Source organism: Jannaschia marina (assembly GCF_013404595.1).
GTDB classification, from domain to species: domain Bacteria; phylum Pseudomonadota; class Alphaproteobacteria; order Rhodobacterales; family Rhodobacteraceae; genus Jannaschia; species Jannaschia marina.
The window spans coordinates 1-15,838 of the sequence record NZ_JABVAX010000003.1 but is presented as its reverse complement, the minus strand read 5'-3'; the positions used below and the strand labels follow the sequence as shown (position 1 = coordinate 15,838).

Annotated in this window: 13 protein-coding genes; 3 read left to right on the top strand and 10 right to left on the bottom strand. The window is 69.4% G+C overall.

Going from position 1 to position 15,838, the window contains the following annotated elements; all coding sequences use genetic code 11:
• From HSX43_RS06510 to HSX43_RS06500, 3 genes are read left to right on the top strand one after another with little or no spacing between them, the layout of a single operon-like run.
• Nucleotides 1-891: a glycosyltransferase family 2 protein gene (locus HSX43_RS06510; protein WP_179379311.1), complete on the top strand. Its 891-nt coding sequence runs from the start codon at nucleotides 1-3 to the stop codon at nucleotides 889-891.
• On the top strand, nucleotides 878-2,122 hold the full coding sequence (locus HSX43_RS19925; protein WP_179379310.1) for a glycosyltransferase family 4 protein: 1,245 nt from the start codon (nucleotides 878-880) through the stop codon (nucleotides 2,120-2,122). Before HSX43_RS06510 ends, HSX43_RS19925 begins: the two co-directional genes overlap by 14 nt.
• A gap of 24 nt (nucleotides 2,123-2,146) precedes the next feature.
• Nucleotides 2,147-4,141, top strand: coding sequence for a hypothetical protein (locus HSX43_RS06500; RefSeq protein ID WP_179379309.1), 1,995 nt, complete (start codon nucleotides 2,147-2,149; stop codon nucleotides 4,139-4,141).
• Here HSX43_RS06500 and HSX43_RS06495 read toward each other — a convergent pair.
• The 10 genes from HSX43_RS06495 to HSX43_RS06450 form a co-directional block, all read right to left on the bottom strand.
• The gene (locus HSX43_RS06495; protein ID WP_179379308.1) at nucleotides 4,079-4,786 is read right to left on the bottom strand and encodes a 4'-phosphopantetheinyl transferase family protein; all 708 of its coding nucleotides are present in this window, start codon (nucleotides 4,784-4,786) and stop codon (nucleotides 4,079-4,081) included. The genes HSX43_RS06500 and HSX43_RS06495 overlap by 63 nt on opposite strands.
• Nucleotides 4,783-5,919, bottom strand: coding sequence for a glycosyltransferase (locus HSX43_RS06490; RefSeq protein ID WP_179379307.1), 1,137 nt, complete (start codon nucleotides 5,917-5,919; stop codon nucleotides 4,783-4,785). Before HSX43_RS06490 ends, HSX43_RS06495 begins: the two co-directional genes overlap by 4 nt.
• A gap of 4 nt (nucleotides 5,920-5,923) precedes the next feature.
• Nucleotides 5,924-8,113 (bottom strand): GumC family protein, encoded by a 2,190-nt coding sequence (locus HSX43_RS19920; RefSeq protein WP_179379306.1) that lies wholly within the window; start codon nucleotides 8,111-8,113, stop codon nucleotides 5,924-5,926.
• Complete coding sequence (locus HSX43_RS06480) at nucleotides 8,110-9,306, bottom strand: polysaccharide biosynthesis/export family protein (protein WP_179379305.1); 1,197 nt, start codon at nucleotides 9,304-9,306, stop codon at nucleotides 8,110-8,112. Before HSX43_RS06480 ends, HSX43_RS19920 begins: the two co-directional genes overlap by 4 nt.
• Nucleotides 9,307-9,663: 357 nt before the next feature.
• Nucleotides 9,664-11,076 (bottom strand): mannose-1-phosphate guanylyltransferase/mannose-6-phosphate isomerase, encoded by a 1,413-nt coding sequence (locus HSX43_RS06475; RefSeq protein WP_179379304.1) that lies wholly within the window; start codon nucleotides 11,074-11,076, stop codon nucleotides 9,664-9,666.
• Between the two features lie 427 nt (nucleotides 11,077-11,503).
• Entirely contained in the window at nucleotides 11,504-12,475 is a 972-nt protein-coding gene (locus tag HSX43_RS06470; RefSeq protein ID WP_179379303.1) for an ABC transporter ATP-binding protein, read from the bottom strand.
• Entirely contained in the window at nucleotides 12,472-13,452 is a 981-nt protein-coding gene (locus HSX43_RS06465; protein WP_179379302.1) for an ABC transporter ATP-binding protein, read from the bottom strand. Before HSX43_RS06465 ends, HSX43_RS06470 begins: the two co-directional genes overlap by 4 nt.
• On the bottom strand, nucleotides 13,449-14,336 hold the full coding sequence (locus HSX43_RS06460; protein WP_179379301.1) for an ABC transporter permease: 888 nt from the start codon (nucleotides 14,334-14,336) through the stop codon (nucleotides 13,449-13,451). Before HSX43_RS06460 ends, HSX43_RS06465 begins: the two co-directional genes overlap by 4 nt.
• Complete coding sequence (locus tag HSX43_RS06455; protein WP_179379300.1) at nucleotides 14,333-14,995, bottom strand: ABC transporter permease; 663 nt, start codon at nucleotides 14,993-14,995, stop codon at nucleotides 14,333-14,335. Before HSX43_RS06455 ends, HSX43_RS06460 begins: the two co-directional genes overlap by 4 nt.
• Before the next feature lie 51 nt (nucleotides 14,996-15,046).
• Nucleotides 15,047-15,838 (bottom strand): IS3 family transposase (locus HSX43_RS06450; RefSeq protein ID WP_179379299.1); only part of this gene is annotated, 792 nt, incomplete at its 5' end.

Here is a 15,838-nt window from a genome sequence, read left to right as displayed (position 1 = left end):
ATGAAACTCACCGTCGCGATCGCGACCGCAGGCCGCCCCGACATAATGGCGCAGGCTATCGGCGACCTCGGTCGACAGAGCCGTCCGCCCGACCGCATCGTCGTCTCGGCCCCCGCGTCCGAAGACGTCGGCCCCGTCCCCTGGACCGCGCCGCCCGTCGAAATCCTGCTCGGCACCCGCGGCCTCACGCGGCAGCGCAACGCGGTGCTCGATGCCCTCGAAGACGAGGACGCCGTGCTTTTCCTCGACGACGATTTCGTCATGGCCCCCGACTATCTTGCCGAGCTCGACGCGCTCCTGACGGCTGCGCCCGAAATCGTCGCCGTCACCGGCACGGTGCTCGCCGATGGCATCAAGACACGAGGCATTTCCCATGACGCGGCCCGCACGCTTCTCACGCAAGCCGCGCCGATTGGCACCGGCCTTCACCCCGTCAACAACGGCTACGGCTGCAACATGGCGTTCCGCGTCACGCCGATCCGCGACCACGGGCCGCGCTTCGACGAGCGGTTGCCGCTCTACGGCTGGCTCGAGGACGTGGATTTCTCGCGCAAGGTCGCTCGGCACGGTCGCTGCGTGCGGGCCGAGGCCCTGCGCGGCGTACATCTCGGCACCAAAGGCGGACGGACGAGCGGGCTGCGGCTCGGCTATTCGCAGATCGCCAACCCGGCCTACCTGACGCGGCAATCGACTATGCGACCCGGCCACGCGATCCGGCTCGCCGCGCGCAACGTCGCGGCCAACCTCGGGCGCGCGCTCTGGCCCGAACCCTGGGTCGACCGGCGCGGACGGCTCCGCGGAAACCTTCTGGCGCTCGGCGATCTCATGCGCGGGCGGGTCGATCCGGGCCGGATCCTCAGCCTCGGGGACGCGGGCCGTGGCACCTCCTGAACGCGTCGTCCTCCTCAACGATTTCTCGACGGGCCGCGGCGGCGCGGGCTACCTCGCCGATGCGCTGACGCGCGGCCTGGCCCAGCGCGGAGTGCCGGTCACCTTTGTCGCGGGCGACGGCGGACGCACCGACTGGCGCGAAGGCGTAACCCAGTTGGCCCTTGGCCAAAGCGCCCTTCTCGACGGCAACCGGGCGGTTCAGGCGATGCGCGGCCTCCGGAACCGGCCTGCCGCCGCCCGCATCGGCGACTGGATCGCGCGGAACGATACCGGGGGCACCGTCTATCACCTCCACAACTGGTCCAATATCTTCTCGCCGTCCGTCTTCGATGCGCTGGCCCCGGTCGCGCGGCGCGTCGTCGTCCACGCGCATGACTTCTTCCTCGCCTGCCCGAACGGCATGTTCCTCGACTTCCCGCGCGCGGAGGTCTGCCCCCGGACGGCCCTCTCCCCGGCGTGCCTCTCCACACAATGCGACAAGCGCAACTACGCCCAGAAGCTCTGGCGCAGCGCGCGGCACAAGCGACTGACCGCGGCCCTGCGACCCCACCTGCGACAGGCGACATTCGTCGCCATTCACGGTGCAATGCGCCCCCGGCTGCGGGCGGCGCATCGCATCGAACGCCTGACGGTGATCCGCAACCCGGTCACGCCCTTCGGCCCGACGGTGACCGCGCCGCAGGCACAACGCGGGATTGCCCATATCGGCCAGGTGCAGAGGCTCAAGGGCGTCTACGACCTCGCCGAGGCCGGCCGGCGGCTCGACGCGACCGTCGACTTCTTCGGGACCGGCGAAGATCTCGCGGATCTGCGCGCCCGTTACCCCGAACACCGCTACCACGGGTGGACCGACCGGGCCGGCATCGCCGCGGCGATGGCCAGGACGCGCGCCGTCGTCGTGGCGACGCAAAGCCCCGAACCGTTCTGCCTGTCGGCCTTCGAGGCCGTGGCGACCGGCCTGCCACTCGTCGTCTCCGATGCGATCCTGGCCGCGCCGGAGCTCACCCGGGACGGGGCGGCCCTGCCCTTCGCCTCAGGCGACGTCGGATCGCTCACCACGGCGCTCGGGCGTCTCCTGAGCAACGACCGCCTCGTCGCCGCACTCGCTGCAGCCGCCCGGCACAGCCCCGTGGACCAGACGCTCGACAGCTGGGTCGATGCCCATGCCGCGCTCTACCGGTCCGTGCTGTCCCCCAACCCAGAGAGGGAGCCTACCCTTGTTCTGTCCTGACGCGCTCGCCTTAAGGGGCTTTCCATGATCTCGCGCCGGCTTCTGATGCGCGCCGCGGGGGTCGCCGCCCTCGCCGGCGTCGCCACGCGACCATCGGCGGCACAGGGCACGCCCGGGCTTGCCGATCTCAAGCGGATCCCGCCGGCGCAATCCCCCGTGCGTATCGAGGGACAGGGCTGGTTCGACGCGGTGCCCGCCGAGGGGGAAGCAGACGGCATCCTTCGCATCGCCGGACCCGACGGCGCGCAATGGGTACGCCGGGGAGGTGACGGCACGCTCGATCCCCGCTGGTTCGCCGACGGGGCCGACGGGGCCGACGACGCGCCGATGATCCAGCGCGCCTGCGATCACGCGGCGCGCTTCGGCCCCTTCCTGATCGATCTGGGCAACCGTCGCTATCGCTGCGAAACGCCGCTCTCGCTCGATCCCACCCGCGTCGCCCTGCGCGGGGTCGACGCACTCCTCGACTTCTCGAGCCGGACCCCGCCGCCACCGGGCGACCCGCTGCTCACGCTCGATCGCATCGCCGAAGGCAACGGCTGGCGGATGGCGGACGGTGCGTTTTCCGCAGGGGCCGAGGCCGCCCCGCTCGCCACCTATCTCACCCTGCCCGACGACGGGCGCTATCGCGTCGAGTTCACCGTCGGCACGCTCGGATCCCAGTCCGACTACCCGTCGCTGACGGTCGAGATGTCGACCGTCCGCGCCGATGTCACCGCGGGGCTGACGGTAATCGCGCCGGGTCGCTACACCTTCGAGGTCGACGGCCCGCTCACCGCGGCGCGCCTCACCCTCTCGGCCAGTGCGGACGTCCGCCTCGACGCGCTGACTGTCACGGCCGAGGGACGGCGGGAGTGCATCCGCGTCACAGCGGGCACCGACAGCCCGCAATACGGTCACAAGTGGATCGAGGGGATCGACGTGCTCGGCCCCGGACCGGGCGGCGGTCTGCATGGCATTCGGTTCGAGACGCGGGAGACGGCCAAGTCCTCCCGCCTCGCGCTCCGGCAGGTCAGCGTGCGCGGCTTCGACACCGGCCTCGTCTTCTCGCATCGCGCCTATCTCATCCACGGCACCCGCCTGCGCATCGCCTGCGACACGGGCCTCCACTTCCTCGGCGGGAGCGAGGACGCGGGCGAGCTCATCACCCTCACCGACAGCGTGATTGACGGCGGGCGCATCGCGCTGCGCAACGACGGCGGCGAATTCGTGATGACCGGCTGCGCCATCGACTTCGTCGATCAGGTCATGGTCGGTGCCGGCCGTCTCACGCTGCAGGGCTGCCACCTGGAGGTGAACCGCCCCAAGGCCGCCGACGCCCCGCTCTTCGACGTGACCGAGGGGGTCGTCGCGATCACCGGGGGTTCCTTCGGCGTGACCGGTCACGACTTCGAGGCCGGCAACGCCTGCGACCACATCTTCGAGCTGCGCTCCCGCGCGGCGACGGCCACGATGTCCGACGTCGCCGTCTACAACCTGCGCAGCCAGAGCAACGCACTCGCCGGCGGTCCGGGCTGGCTCGACGTGGCGCGGGTGCGCGGCCGCCGGCCCCGGCATATGGCCCCGATCGTGCAATTCGATCCGGCCCGCAACTGCCTCGGCCCGCTGCCTCTCGACCTGCGCACGAGTGCCACGGCCGACGGCACATTCGAACGCTTCCCGACCGCCGAGCCGCGCTTCAAGGTCTCGCCCGCCTTCCGCTACGTGTGGCTCTTCGGGACGGCCCCTGCGGGGGTCGAACTCGGCGCGGCGCTCCAGGTGAAGACGGATCGGCCTGGGCAGATGCTGTTGCTGCTGCAGGCGTTCAATGGTGCGGCCCGCGTGCCCATCGGCGAGAGCTGGCCCGTCGATGTCACGACCGAGTGGCAGCGCCTTGCCGAGCACACCGGGGACAGCCACCCGACGGTGCCCGCCGGTGGGCGTGTGCCCGCAGGCTATCAGGCCATCGCGCTGATGCTAGACCTTTCGGGCCTCGAGGGGACGGTCGAGATCGCGAACCCCTTCGTCACAGCGACCTGAGCGCCGGGTCACCCGCACGCGGCGCCCCTCGGCCCGGACGGCGAGCGCCCCGGCGACACCCTCGCCCGGTGCGAGGTCGAGGAGCGTCCAGGCCCCCGGGACGTCTCCTGCGCAGGACAGAAGGCGCGGCGCGGCGTCGAGCGTGACCGTGAAACTGGCAAGGTCGGTCATCAGCCCCGTCCCCACGGCCTTCAGCCAGGCCTCCTTGCGCGTCCAGCAGCGATGGAAGGCCCGGACGGCCCTCCCCTTCGGCAATGCGCGGAGCGCGGCATACTCCGAAGGCGCGAAATGGGTGCGGGCCACGCCCATCTCGATCGGGCGCACCGCCTCGATGTCGACCCCGAGCGCCAGATCCGCCCCCGGCAGCACGGCCAGCATGGCCAGGTCGCCCGTGTGGCTGAGATTGAAGGTCAGCCCCTCGACCTGCGGCTTGCCGTGCGGGCCATAGCGGAAGGCGACCTCCGTCGGATGGAGGCCCAGATATCCGGCGAGGATACGGCGCAGCCGGCCCCGCCCGGCGATGTAGCGGTCCCGGTCGCGGGCGAAGACGAAGCGGCTCGCGCGGACATGCTCCTCGGGGCTGAGCGGTCCGGGGTCGGGCGCGCAGAGCGGCCAGTCCCAGAGATCGACGGCCAGCGCACTCATGGGGTGCCCGTCCGCGCCGCCTTGGCCGCCCGGGCCACGTCGATTGCATCCTGCAATTCGCGCCGGAACCGGTCGGCGGCGAACCCGCGCGCATGGGCGGCGATCGCCTCCGCGTCGAACTGCGCGCGCCGGGACTCGAAGTCCTGAACCGCGGCGCGCAGGGCCTCGGGCGTCTGCTCGTGGAAGAAGAGCCCCGTCACGCCGTCCTTGACCGAGTCGAGCGCCCCGCCCCGGCCGAGCGCGATGACCGGCGTGCCGCAGGCCATGGCCTCCACCGGCACGATCCCGAAATCCTCTTCCGCCGGAAAGATCAGCGCCCGTGCCCCGCGATAGAGATCGGGCAGGTCGGCGTCCGGCACCCGGCCCAGAAGCTCCACGTTCGGCCCCGCCATCGCTTCGAGCCGCGCCGCATCCGGCCCCGAGCCCGCGACCTTCAACGGCAGGTCGAGCCCGCGGAACGCCTCCACCGCCAGATCGGCGCGCTTGTAGGGCACGAGCTCCGACAGGAAGAGGTAGTAGCCACGCGCGCCCGCCTCCCGCGGTCCGAAGCGATCGAGGTCGACGGGCGGATGCACCACCGAGGCCTCCCGCCCGTAGGTCCGGTTGATCCGCGCGGCGATGAACCGCGAATTGGCCACGAAGGCATCCACGCGCGCCGCCGACGTCACGTCCCAGAGCCGCAGCCGGTGGGCGAGGCGCGAGAAATACGCCCGCTTCAGCCGCCCGAGCGTCGCGCGATAGGTCGGGTAGTGATCCCAGATGTAGCGCATGGGCGAATGGCAGTAGCAGAGGTGCGTGGCGTCCGGCCGGGCGATCACGCCCTTCGCCGGCCCGGACTCGGACGACAGCACGAGGTCGTAGGCCGACAGGTCCAGCTCCTCCAGCGCGCGGGGCATGAAGCCGAGATACTTCTGGTAGTGCCGCCGCGCGCCGGGCAACCGGGCAACTGACGTCTCCGTGATCCGCGCCTCCTTCAGAAGCGGGCTGAGCGTCGCGCGGTCGACCACATGGGTGAAGACGTCGGCGTCGGGGTAGAGGCGCAGCATCTCCTCGAGCACCCGCTCGCCGCCGCGCATCCCCAAGAGCCAGTAATGCACCAGCGCGACCCGTTTCGGGGCGGGGAGCGACGACATGCGTCTACCCCTGCGCCGGCACGTCGAAGGCGGCGGGCGCGGGCGGGGTGCGCCGTGTCAGCCCCAAGGCCATGGCGTTGCGTCCGCCGAACGACAGGACGGCCCCGGCCACGTTCGCCCCCGACTTCAGCAGAAGATCCGCGGCAAGGGCCACGACATAGGACCGGGAACGGTGGGAGCGCGCGACCAGCAGGACGCTGTCCGCCTGCGCCGCGATCCTGCGCGTTATGGCGGATTCGTTCACCGGCGGCGCGTCGACAATCACCACGTCGCAGTGGCGGACCGGCCCGCTGGCGGAGGAATAGGCCACCGCCATGGCTTCGGCGCGGGCGCGCAGGTCTTCCCCCGACTCCAGCCGATAGAAAAAGAGGTTCGGTTCGACCTCCGTGCCGTCCGCCACCGCGCGCCCGCTGCCGAGGCGCTTGCGAAGTGCCGTGCGGCTCGGGTCGGCTTCGACGATGGCGACGCGTTCGCCGGCCCGGGCCGACAGCCGCGCGAGGCCGAGCGCCGTGGTCGTGGCTCCGGCCCCCTCTTCCGAGCCCGTCACCAGAAGCACCTGTCCGCGCGTCCAGTCGGTCGCGCGCAACGTTCCGTGCAGCATCGTCAGCGCCTGCACGTAGCGCGACGGTTTCACGCGCCTGAGGTGTCGCGTCTGCCAGGCCCCGGCCCGGCCGAAGAAACGACCGCGCCGCCAGACCTCGGGCACCACGCCGATCACCGGAAGGTTCGTCAGACCCGAAAGATCGCGCGCCGTCCGCGGGGCCGGGTCGTTCACTTCACGGATGAGCGCCGCGACCATCCCCAGAACCGTCCCCAGCACCAGCGCGACCGCCAGGATCAGCTTGCCGCGCGGCCGCGCGGGGGCGAGCGCCGGCTCGGCCCGGGTGATGACGCGGGCGTCGGGCCGCTGGAACTCCAGCTGCTGCGTCGTTTCCTGGAAGCGGGCCAGGAAGCTCTCATAGACCTGCCGCATCGCGCTCGCGGATCGGCTGAGCTGGCTCAGGCGCACCGAGGCGCGCGACAGGTCCACCTGCAGGAGTTGCGCCGTCTGGATGTCGGCCGCGATCGAAGCTTCGCGACCGTAGGCCTGCGCCACTTCGGCCTCGAGTTCGGCCACCCCGGCGCGGATCGCGTCGAGCCGGTCGCGACGCAGATCGTCGAGCGCCAGTTGCACCTCCAGCATCTCCGGATGCCGCGGCCCGAGACGGGTGGCCAGCTGCGCGCGCTCCCGCTCCAGCGCCGCAAGCTCCCCGTCGAGCCGGACGAGGCGCGGCGTGTCGAGCGCGGCGGCGGCCCCTTCGGGCCCGGTCTCCGCCATCAGGCTGCGGGTGTGCGAAAGACGGGCCTCGGCCGCCGCGCGGTCGTCGCGGGCGGCGACGATCATCCGGTTCATCTCGGCGAGTTGAAGCGCCACGCTCTGCTCGTCGCCCCCCTCCTCGATGACCTGCTGCGCGGTGAAGTCGACGACCGCGTCCTCGGCTTCTCGCAGCTGCGTCTCGAGCTCGATCAACCGGTTGTCGAGCCAGGCGATCGCCCGCTGCGTGGCCGAGAGTTTCGCGTTCAGCTGATCCTGGATGTATTGTTCGGCCACGGCATTCGCCACGGCGGCGGCCAACTCCGGGTCATGGGCGCGCATCGACACGCTGATGACATAGGAGATGCCGTCCTGATAGGCGCTGAGGTTGCGGCGCACCTTCCAGATGACGATATTGCGTCGGTCGGCTTCGGTCAGCCCGGTCTCGGGCGTGCCTTCGGCCTCGGGCATCGGCTCCGCCCATCCGAGCCGGATCATCGCCCGGTCGATCAGCGACGGCCCGCTGTCGAGCGTCGGATCGAAATCCGGATGCGTGACGAGGCCCAGATCGTCGACCACACGGCCGAGCAGCACGTTCGAACGCATCACCGCGATCTCGCCGGCAACGACCGAATTGGTGACGTTGAGGTCCGAGACCACCTGTTCGACGCCCACGACACGCTCCTGCCGGGTATCGAGCAAGACCTCGACATAGGAAAAATACGACGGCCGGATCAGCTTGACGGAGGCATAGGCCAACGCTCCGGCAAGCACGACGCACAGGAGGATGATCCACTTGCTCCGCCGCAGGCCCGCCAGCAGCGTGCCGAGTTCGATCCCGCCGTCCTGCGGTTCGGGCGTCGGGCGAAACGGCTGGGACGGAGGCACGCGCTGGTTCACTGGATGGGCTCCATCTGCGGCAGATCCTCGAGCGCCGCGCGCACGATCACGACGTCCCCCGGCAACACGGCATCCGTCGCGGAAAGCTCGATCGCCGCGCCCGTGGCGTCGGGCCCGCCGCGCCTGACGAAATAGGTGAGCTGCACCTCCGCCGCGGCGTCCGTGAAATGTTCGGACCAGGCGCGCAACAGCGCGATCCGGTCCAGCACGCCCGCGCGATCGGCCTCCAATTGAGCCGTCCGCAGGCTGCTTTCGGCGAGCGCCTCGCGCCAGGTCTGCATCCGGCGGTAACCGAGGTTCAGATCCTCCCGCATCAGACCAAGCCGGAAACGGCGCGTCGCCGCGAGATCGGTGCGCAGGCGCAGCATATCCGTCTCCTCGTCGGCAACCCGCCGGCGCAGGTCGGCCAGCGCCGTTCCGGCCAGCAGGCCGCGTTCGTTGAGGTCGATCGAGCCGGCGAGTTGCTCGTCGTAACTGCGGATGCGCCGCGCCTGGGCCTCGATCTGGCTCTCGGTCAACTCCACCTGAAGCGTGATCTCGGTCAGCGCGTCGGAGATCAGGCGGCGCTCGGCCTCGAACTGCTCCTGCTCGGCGGCGATGATCGCATCGGCCTGCCGGATCAGCGTGGCGACGAGCGCGGCCTCCGCCTCCGCGTGGACGGGCGTGTCACCGACTTCGATCCGAGCCGACCCCGCGAGTTGAGTGTCGAGCCGCGCTGTCTCGATCGCCTCGCGCAGGAGCGCCGCATCGAGGCGTGCAAGCTCGGCGCGGAGCGCGATCCGCTGGGTGGCACGCGCTTCCTCGCCGCCCGACTGCCGTACCGGCCCGCCAGCGAGACCGACGGCCACCTCGACCGTCATATCGGCGTGGTGCTCGTAGAGACCCGGCGTCTGCACGTCCCCGACCACCGAAATCGGGCGCAGGCTGACGACCGAGATCTCGAGACGGGGCGCGACGAAGATGTCGCCGTCGACATAGGCCGCGGCGATCACCTCCCGCGCTTCGGAAAGCGGTTTGCCGACCAGCGCGAAGGTTCCGAGATACGGAAGCTGCACCGCCCCGTCGTTGCCCACGCTGAGTTCGAACGGCCCCTCCCGATCATCGAGGAAATCGATCAGAAGCTCATCCCCGACGGAGACTTCGTAACTTGAAAGGTCAGATGCGGTTTCCTGCGCGTGCCCCGAAAGAGGCATCAGCAACCCCAAAGCGACAGCCGCGCACAGGGAAATGCTCCGGATAATCGGCGTCAGCCCCGCCAAGGAACGCAATTGGTCCATCTCACACCTCCTCGAGCCGGAAATGAGCTCTCGGTGCGGGCAAAGGTTGGCGAAATTGCCAAAACGCGGATACAGAATGAAACAACTAACTCGGCACCCGGGTCGTCCCGCGGATCACATGACAATGCAGGTCGCGGTCAATTCGTTAACTAACATAGATCAACTTCCCGCGGCGAAGTCGGAAACAGCCGCGGTCCCGCCACGGACAATCCACGCGCGAGATAAAACACACCACACGCCGTTGTACGGTTCCGTATCTTTTGCCATCTCGAGCTAACCCCGGGCGTAGACATCCTCGTAGCGGATGATGTCGTCCTCCCCGAGGTAGGACCCGGTCTGGACCTCGATCAGCACCATCGGCACCTTGCCCGGGTTCTCCATCCTGTGGCGGGCGCCCAGCGGCACGTAGATCGACTCGTTTTCGCTCACGAGCTTCACCTCGTCGTCCACCGTCACCCGGGCCGTGCCCGATACCACGATCCAGTGTTCGGCCCTGTGCACGTGGCTTTGCAGACTGAGCGCCGCACCCGGATGAACGTGGATCCGCTTGACCTGGAACCGGTCGGCCAGCACCAGCGTCTCGAACCAGCCCCAGGGACGATGGTCGACCGGGAACTGCTGCGCCTGCTTCGCGCCCCGCGCCTTGAGAACCGACACGGCCGTCTTGACGTTCTGTGCCTGCGAGATGTCGGCCACCATGACGGCATCGCGCATCGCGATGGCCACGGTGTCCTTCAGCCCGATGCCCACGAGCTCGATCTCGTCGGACTCCGATCTCAGAAGGCTCCGCTCGCAGTCGAGGGCCGTCGCGAGACCGGCGGTCGCGTTCCGGGCCCCGTCCTGCTCCGACTCGAGCCAGACCGCCTCCCAACCGCCGAGGTCCGACCAATGGCCCTCGAAGCGCACCACCGAGACCGCCTCGGCCTTCTCCATCACCGCGTAGTCGATGCTGTCCTCGGGGATGCTGGCCCAGAGGCGCGGGTCGAGCCGGGTGAAACCGAGGTCCGCCTGCGCTGCGTCGAGCGCCATCTGTGCGCCCTGCAGGATCGCCGGAGCGTGGGTACGGAACGCCTCGATCAGGGTCCGTGCCGAAGCCAGCACGACGCCCGCGTTCCACATGTTCGCCCCGTCGGCGAAGAGCGTCTCGGCGCGCGCCGCGTCCGGCTTCTCGATAAAGCGGCTCAGGCGATGGACGCCCGGGGCGGTTTCCTCGCCGAGCTCGAGCCAGCCGAAGCCCGTCTCGGCCCGGGTGGGCCGGATACCGAAGGTTACGATCTGTCCAGCCTCGGCGGCGGGTCGTCCGGTCTCCACGGCGGCGCGGAAGGCCCCCGGGTCCGCAACCGCATGGTCGGAGGGAACCAGCAGGATCAGCGCCCGCGGGTCGATCCCTGCCGCGAAGAGAGCGGCGGCGGCTGCCGCCGGCGCGGTGTTTCGCCCCTCCGGCTCGATCAGGATACCGGCTGGCGTCACGCCCACGCGTTCGAGTTGCTCGGTCACGATGAAGCGGAAATCGTTGCCGGTGATGACGACGGGATCTCCAAATCCCTCCCCCCTGAAGCGCCTGGCCGAGGATTCGAAAAGACTATTGTCACCGATCACATCGGTAAATTGTTTCGGAAAGCTCTGGCGCGACAGCGGCCAAAGACGCGTGCCGGATCCGCCGCACAGAAGAATGGGTATTATCATGGAACAACCTTTTTCTAATCATTAAACAAGCTGGGCGTTGACCGATTGCAGTCGCCCGCCCCACCACGGATACAATTTCGTCCGGCAAAACGCCGGTCGGTCGGGACCGTAAATTAAGGGTAGATGCCCCGCGGCGTCTCGGTCAACTCCGGCGCAGTTCCGATGGACGCGGCGGCTGGTGAGAAGACCGCGATCAGAGTCTTGGCGGGTCTCGGTTGCCGGTGGACGACCCGCGTAAGGATCAGGTTGTGGAACAGGAACAGCCAGTCGCGATGAACCCGCTCCCACGCCGCCGCGCAAAAAGATGCAATGACATCAGGGGCGCAAGATGTGGTTTCGCGGATCGAAGGTCTTCGACGCATTCCTTCCGTTCATGAACCTTGTACGGGTATCGGGACCAAGATAGTGACTTGCGATCACCGCCCGCTCAATCGCCGCTCGGACCCGGGAAGTGGCAGGCGGCGCGGTGACCCGGGCTCTTCTCTTCCAACGCCGGCCGCGTCTCGCGACAGAGGGCCTCGGCACGCGGACAGCGGGAGGCGAACATGCAGCCGGGCGGCGGGTTCAGCGGGTCGGGCGTCTCCCCCGTCGCCTTGACCGCCGACCGCCCCCGGCGACGCCGGTCGATCGAGGGCACCGCCGCCAGAAGCGCCTGCGTGTAAGGGTGCAGCGGGGCCGAGAACAGCGGGCCGCGATCCGCCTCCTCCACAATGCGCCCCATGTACATCACCGCCACGCGGTCCGACATGTGCTGCACCACGCCGAGGTCATGCGAGATGAAGAGGAACGTGAGGCCAAGCTCCGCCTGCAGACGCCTGAGCAGGTTCAGGATCTGCGCCTGTACCGCCACGTCGAGCGCCGAGACCGCCTCGTCGCAGACGATCAGCTCGGGGCGCGTGGCCAGCGCACGCGCGATGCCGATCCGCTGCCGCTGCCCGCCCGAGAACTGATGCGGAAAGAGCGCCTGTTGCTCGGGCCGCAAGCCCACCTGCGCGAAGAGCTCGGCCACGCGATCCGCGCGCTCCGCCTTCGGCGGCGTGTTGAGCGCATCCATCGGCTCGCGCACGATGGCCCCGGCCCGCAGGCGCGGGTTGAGCGAGGAATAGGGATCCTGGAAAATCACCTGGACGCGGGCCCGGGCCCGGCGCAGCGTCTCGCCCTCGAGCGTCAAGAGGTCCGTCCCGTCGAGCCGCACCGCCCCCTCGCTCGCGGGTACGAGGCGCGCGGCGGCCAGCGCGGCGGTCGTCTTGCCCGACCCGCTCTCGCCCACCAGCGCGAGCGTCTTGCCCCGCGGCAGCGACAGCGACACGTCGTCGACCGCATGGAGCCAGGCCGAGCGCCCCCAGCCGCCCTTGATGCGAAACCGCACCGAGAGGTTCTCGATCTCCAGAAGGCTCATGCCCGCTCCTCCAGCCAGCAGGCCGCGCGCTGCCCGGCCGGGCAGTCGAAGGCGGGCGGGCGCGCCCCGTGGCAGCGGTCGTGAACATGGGCGCAGCGCGACGCGAAGAGACAGGCCGACGCCCCTAAGGACGCCAGCGGCGGCACGATCCCCGGGATCTCGGTCAGGTCGCCGCGCGCCGCCTCCGGGTCGGCGGTCAGATGCGGCACGCAGGCGATGAGGCCGCGCGTATAGGGGTGGCGCGGGTCGTCGAGAATGGCCTCCACCGGCCCTGCCTCGGCGGCGCGACCCGCGTACATGACGACCACGTCGTCGGCCATCTCGGCCACCGCGCCCATGTCGTGGGTGATCAGGATGAGCGCCGTCCCGGTGTCATGCGCGAGGTCGCGCAGCAACTCGAAGATCTGCGCCTGCACGGTCACGTCGAGCGCCGTCGTCGGCTCGTCGGCGATGATGAGGCGCGGCGCGCAGGCCAGCGCCATGGCGATCATCACGCGCTGCCGCTGCCCGCCCGACATCTCGTGCGGATAGGCGGTGACGCGCGACCGGGCGTTCGGAATGCGCACCGCATCCAGAAGCTCGACGGCGCGGGCGGTGGCGTCCCGGCCCGTCATCCCCCTGTGCCGGCGCAGCACCTCGGCGATCTGCTCGCCCACGGTGTAGACGGGGTTGAGCGAGGTCATCGGCTCCTGGAAGATCATCGAGATCTCGTTGCCCCGGATCTGCCGCAGCCGCGCATCGGGCAGCGTCGTCAGGTCCGCGCCGTCGAAGGTGATCGACCCGGCCGCCACCCGCCCGACATCCGGCAACAGGCCCATGATCGCCAGCGCCGTCATCGACTTGCCGCAGCCCGATTCGCCCACGAACGACAGCGTCCGCCCGGCCTCCAGCGTGAACGACAGGTCGTCGATCACCGGGGCCGGCCCGGCGCGCAGCGCAAGTTCGATGCGCAGGTTCTCGACCGACAGGAGGCTCATCGCGCGCGCAGCTTCGGGTTCAGCGCGTCGTTGAGCCCGTCGCCCACCAGGCTGATGGCGAGGACGGTGACGAAGATGGCGATGCCGGGCACGGTCACGGTGTAGCTCGCGTCGAGGATATAGGGCCGGTTCGCCCCGATGATCTGCCCCCAGGAGGCGACGTTCGGGTCGGTCAGGCCGAGGAAGCTGAGCCCCGCCTCGAAGAGGATCGCGCTGCCGACCATGAGCGCGGCCTGCACGATGATCGGCGGGGCCGCGTTGGGCAGGATCACGCGGAAGATCAGCCGGCCGTTGCGCACCCCGCCCGCGCGGGCCGCGGCGACGTATTCCAATTCGCGGATGCGCAGGAACTCCGCCCGCGTGATCCGCGCCACCGCCGGCCAGGAGACGAGGCCAATGGCGAGCGTGATCATAGGCAGCGACGCCCCGAAGAGCGCGACGATGACCATCGAGAAGAGAAGCGTCGGCAGCACCTGGAAGAACTCGGTCAGCCGCATCAGCGCCTCTTCCACGAGGCCCCGGAAGAACCCGGCGAGCGCGCCGACCGTGATCCCGATCGTGACCGTGACGAGGGCCGCGGCAAGGCCCACGGTGATCGAGACGCGCGCGCCGTGGATCATCAGGGTCATGATGTCGCGCCCGAGGTAATCCGTCCCGAAGAGGTAGCCCTGCTCCCCCGGTGGCGAGAAGGGTGTCCAGACCATCATGAACGGGTCCTCCGGGTAGAGGAGCGGGCCGAAGGCCGCGATCCCGATCACCGCGATCAGCACGACGAGCCCGGCGACAGCGGCGTGGTTGCGGCGGAACATCTCGAAGGCTTCGGCAGCGGGGGAACGCGGCTTTTCCACCGGCGGCGCGCCCGCCATGTCCGGACGGTCGGTCATGCGCGCCCCCTGAGGCGCGGGTCGAGCGCGCGCAGCACCGCATCCGTCACCAGGTTGCCCACGATCACGACGAGCGCCGAGAAGAACAGGATGCCGAGGATCGTCGGAGTATCCCGCGCGAGGATCGACGTCAGCGCCAGCTGCCCGAGCCCCGGCCAGGAATAGACCGTCTCCACCAGCACGGCCCCCGAGATCACCGCGCTGAACTGCAACCCCGCCAGCGTCACCACGGGCGGCAGCGCGTTCTTGAGCGCGTGTTTCATCGTCACCTCCCGCCCCGTCAGCCCCTTGGCGCGCGCGGTGCGGATATAGTCGGAGCCCAGCACCTCCAGCATCGACGCCCGGCAGAGCCGCGAATAGAGCGCGAAGAAGATCGTCGAGAGCGTCACCATCGGCAGCACCAGATGATGCGCCACGTCGAGCGCCCGGGCGAAGAAACCGCCCGTCACCGTCACGTCCTGCATACCCGCCACAGGAAAGAGCGGGATCTTCAGCGAGAACGCGATGAGGAGCAGGATGCCCGTCCAGAAGACCGGCGCCGCGTAGCCGAAGAGCGCGAAGAGCGTCACGAAATGGCTCAGCAGCCCGCGCGGATTGCGCGCCGCATAGACCCCGAGGAGCGTGCCGACGACAAGCGCCAGAAGCTGCGCCGAGACCACGAGGAGGAGCGTGGAGGTGCTCCCCGATCCTTGGACAGGATCTGGCGTTTTCTAAGCTACTCTCTGGGCCTCCTGGTCGGGTTGCATGATCGTCGTGCCGGCGCGGTAGACCACGTCCGGTGGTTGTCCGTCGAGGGCGGCGTGAGGCCGCCGGTGGTTGTAGAAATTGAACCAGGTCTGAAGGCCTGCGCGAGCCTCGGACCCTGTCTCCCAGGCGTGCAGGTAGACGCACTCATACTTCACCGACCGCCAAAGGCGCTCGATGAAGATGTTGTCGAGGAAGCGGCCCTTCCCGTCCATCGAGATGCGGATGCCCGCCTTCCGCAGCGGGTCGGTCCACGCGAAGGCCGTGAACTGCGAGCCTTGGTCCGTGTTCATGATCTCTGGCGGGCCGAAGTGCGCGATAGCCTCGTCGAGCGCGTCGGCGCAGAACTCGGCTTCCAGCGTGTTCGATAGTCGCCAGGACAGCACCCGGCGGCTGTGCCAGTCCATGATGGCCACGAGGTAGAGGAAGCCGCGACGCATTGGAATGTAGGTGATGTCGGCGCACCAGACCTGGTTCGGCCGATCGATCGCCAGCCCGCGGAGCAGGTAGGGATACGGCCGTCGTCCCTTGTCCGGCTTGCTGGTGTTCGGCTTCCGGTAGATCGGCATCAAACCCATCAGCCGCATGAGCCGCCGCACGCGCTTCGGGTTCACGGCATGACCCTCGTTGCGCAAGTGCCATGTCATCTGGCGCACGCCGAAGAACGGCGTCTCCATGAACTGCCGGTCGATGATCCGCATCAGCACCAGGTTCTCGACCGTCTCGCCCGCCGGCCGGTGGTAGAAGCTCGACCGCGG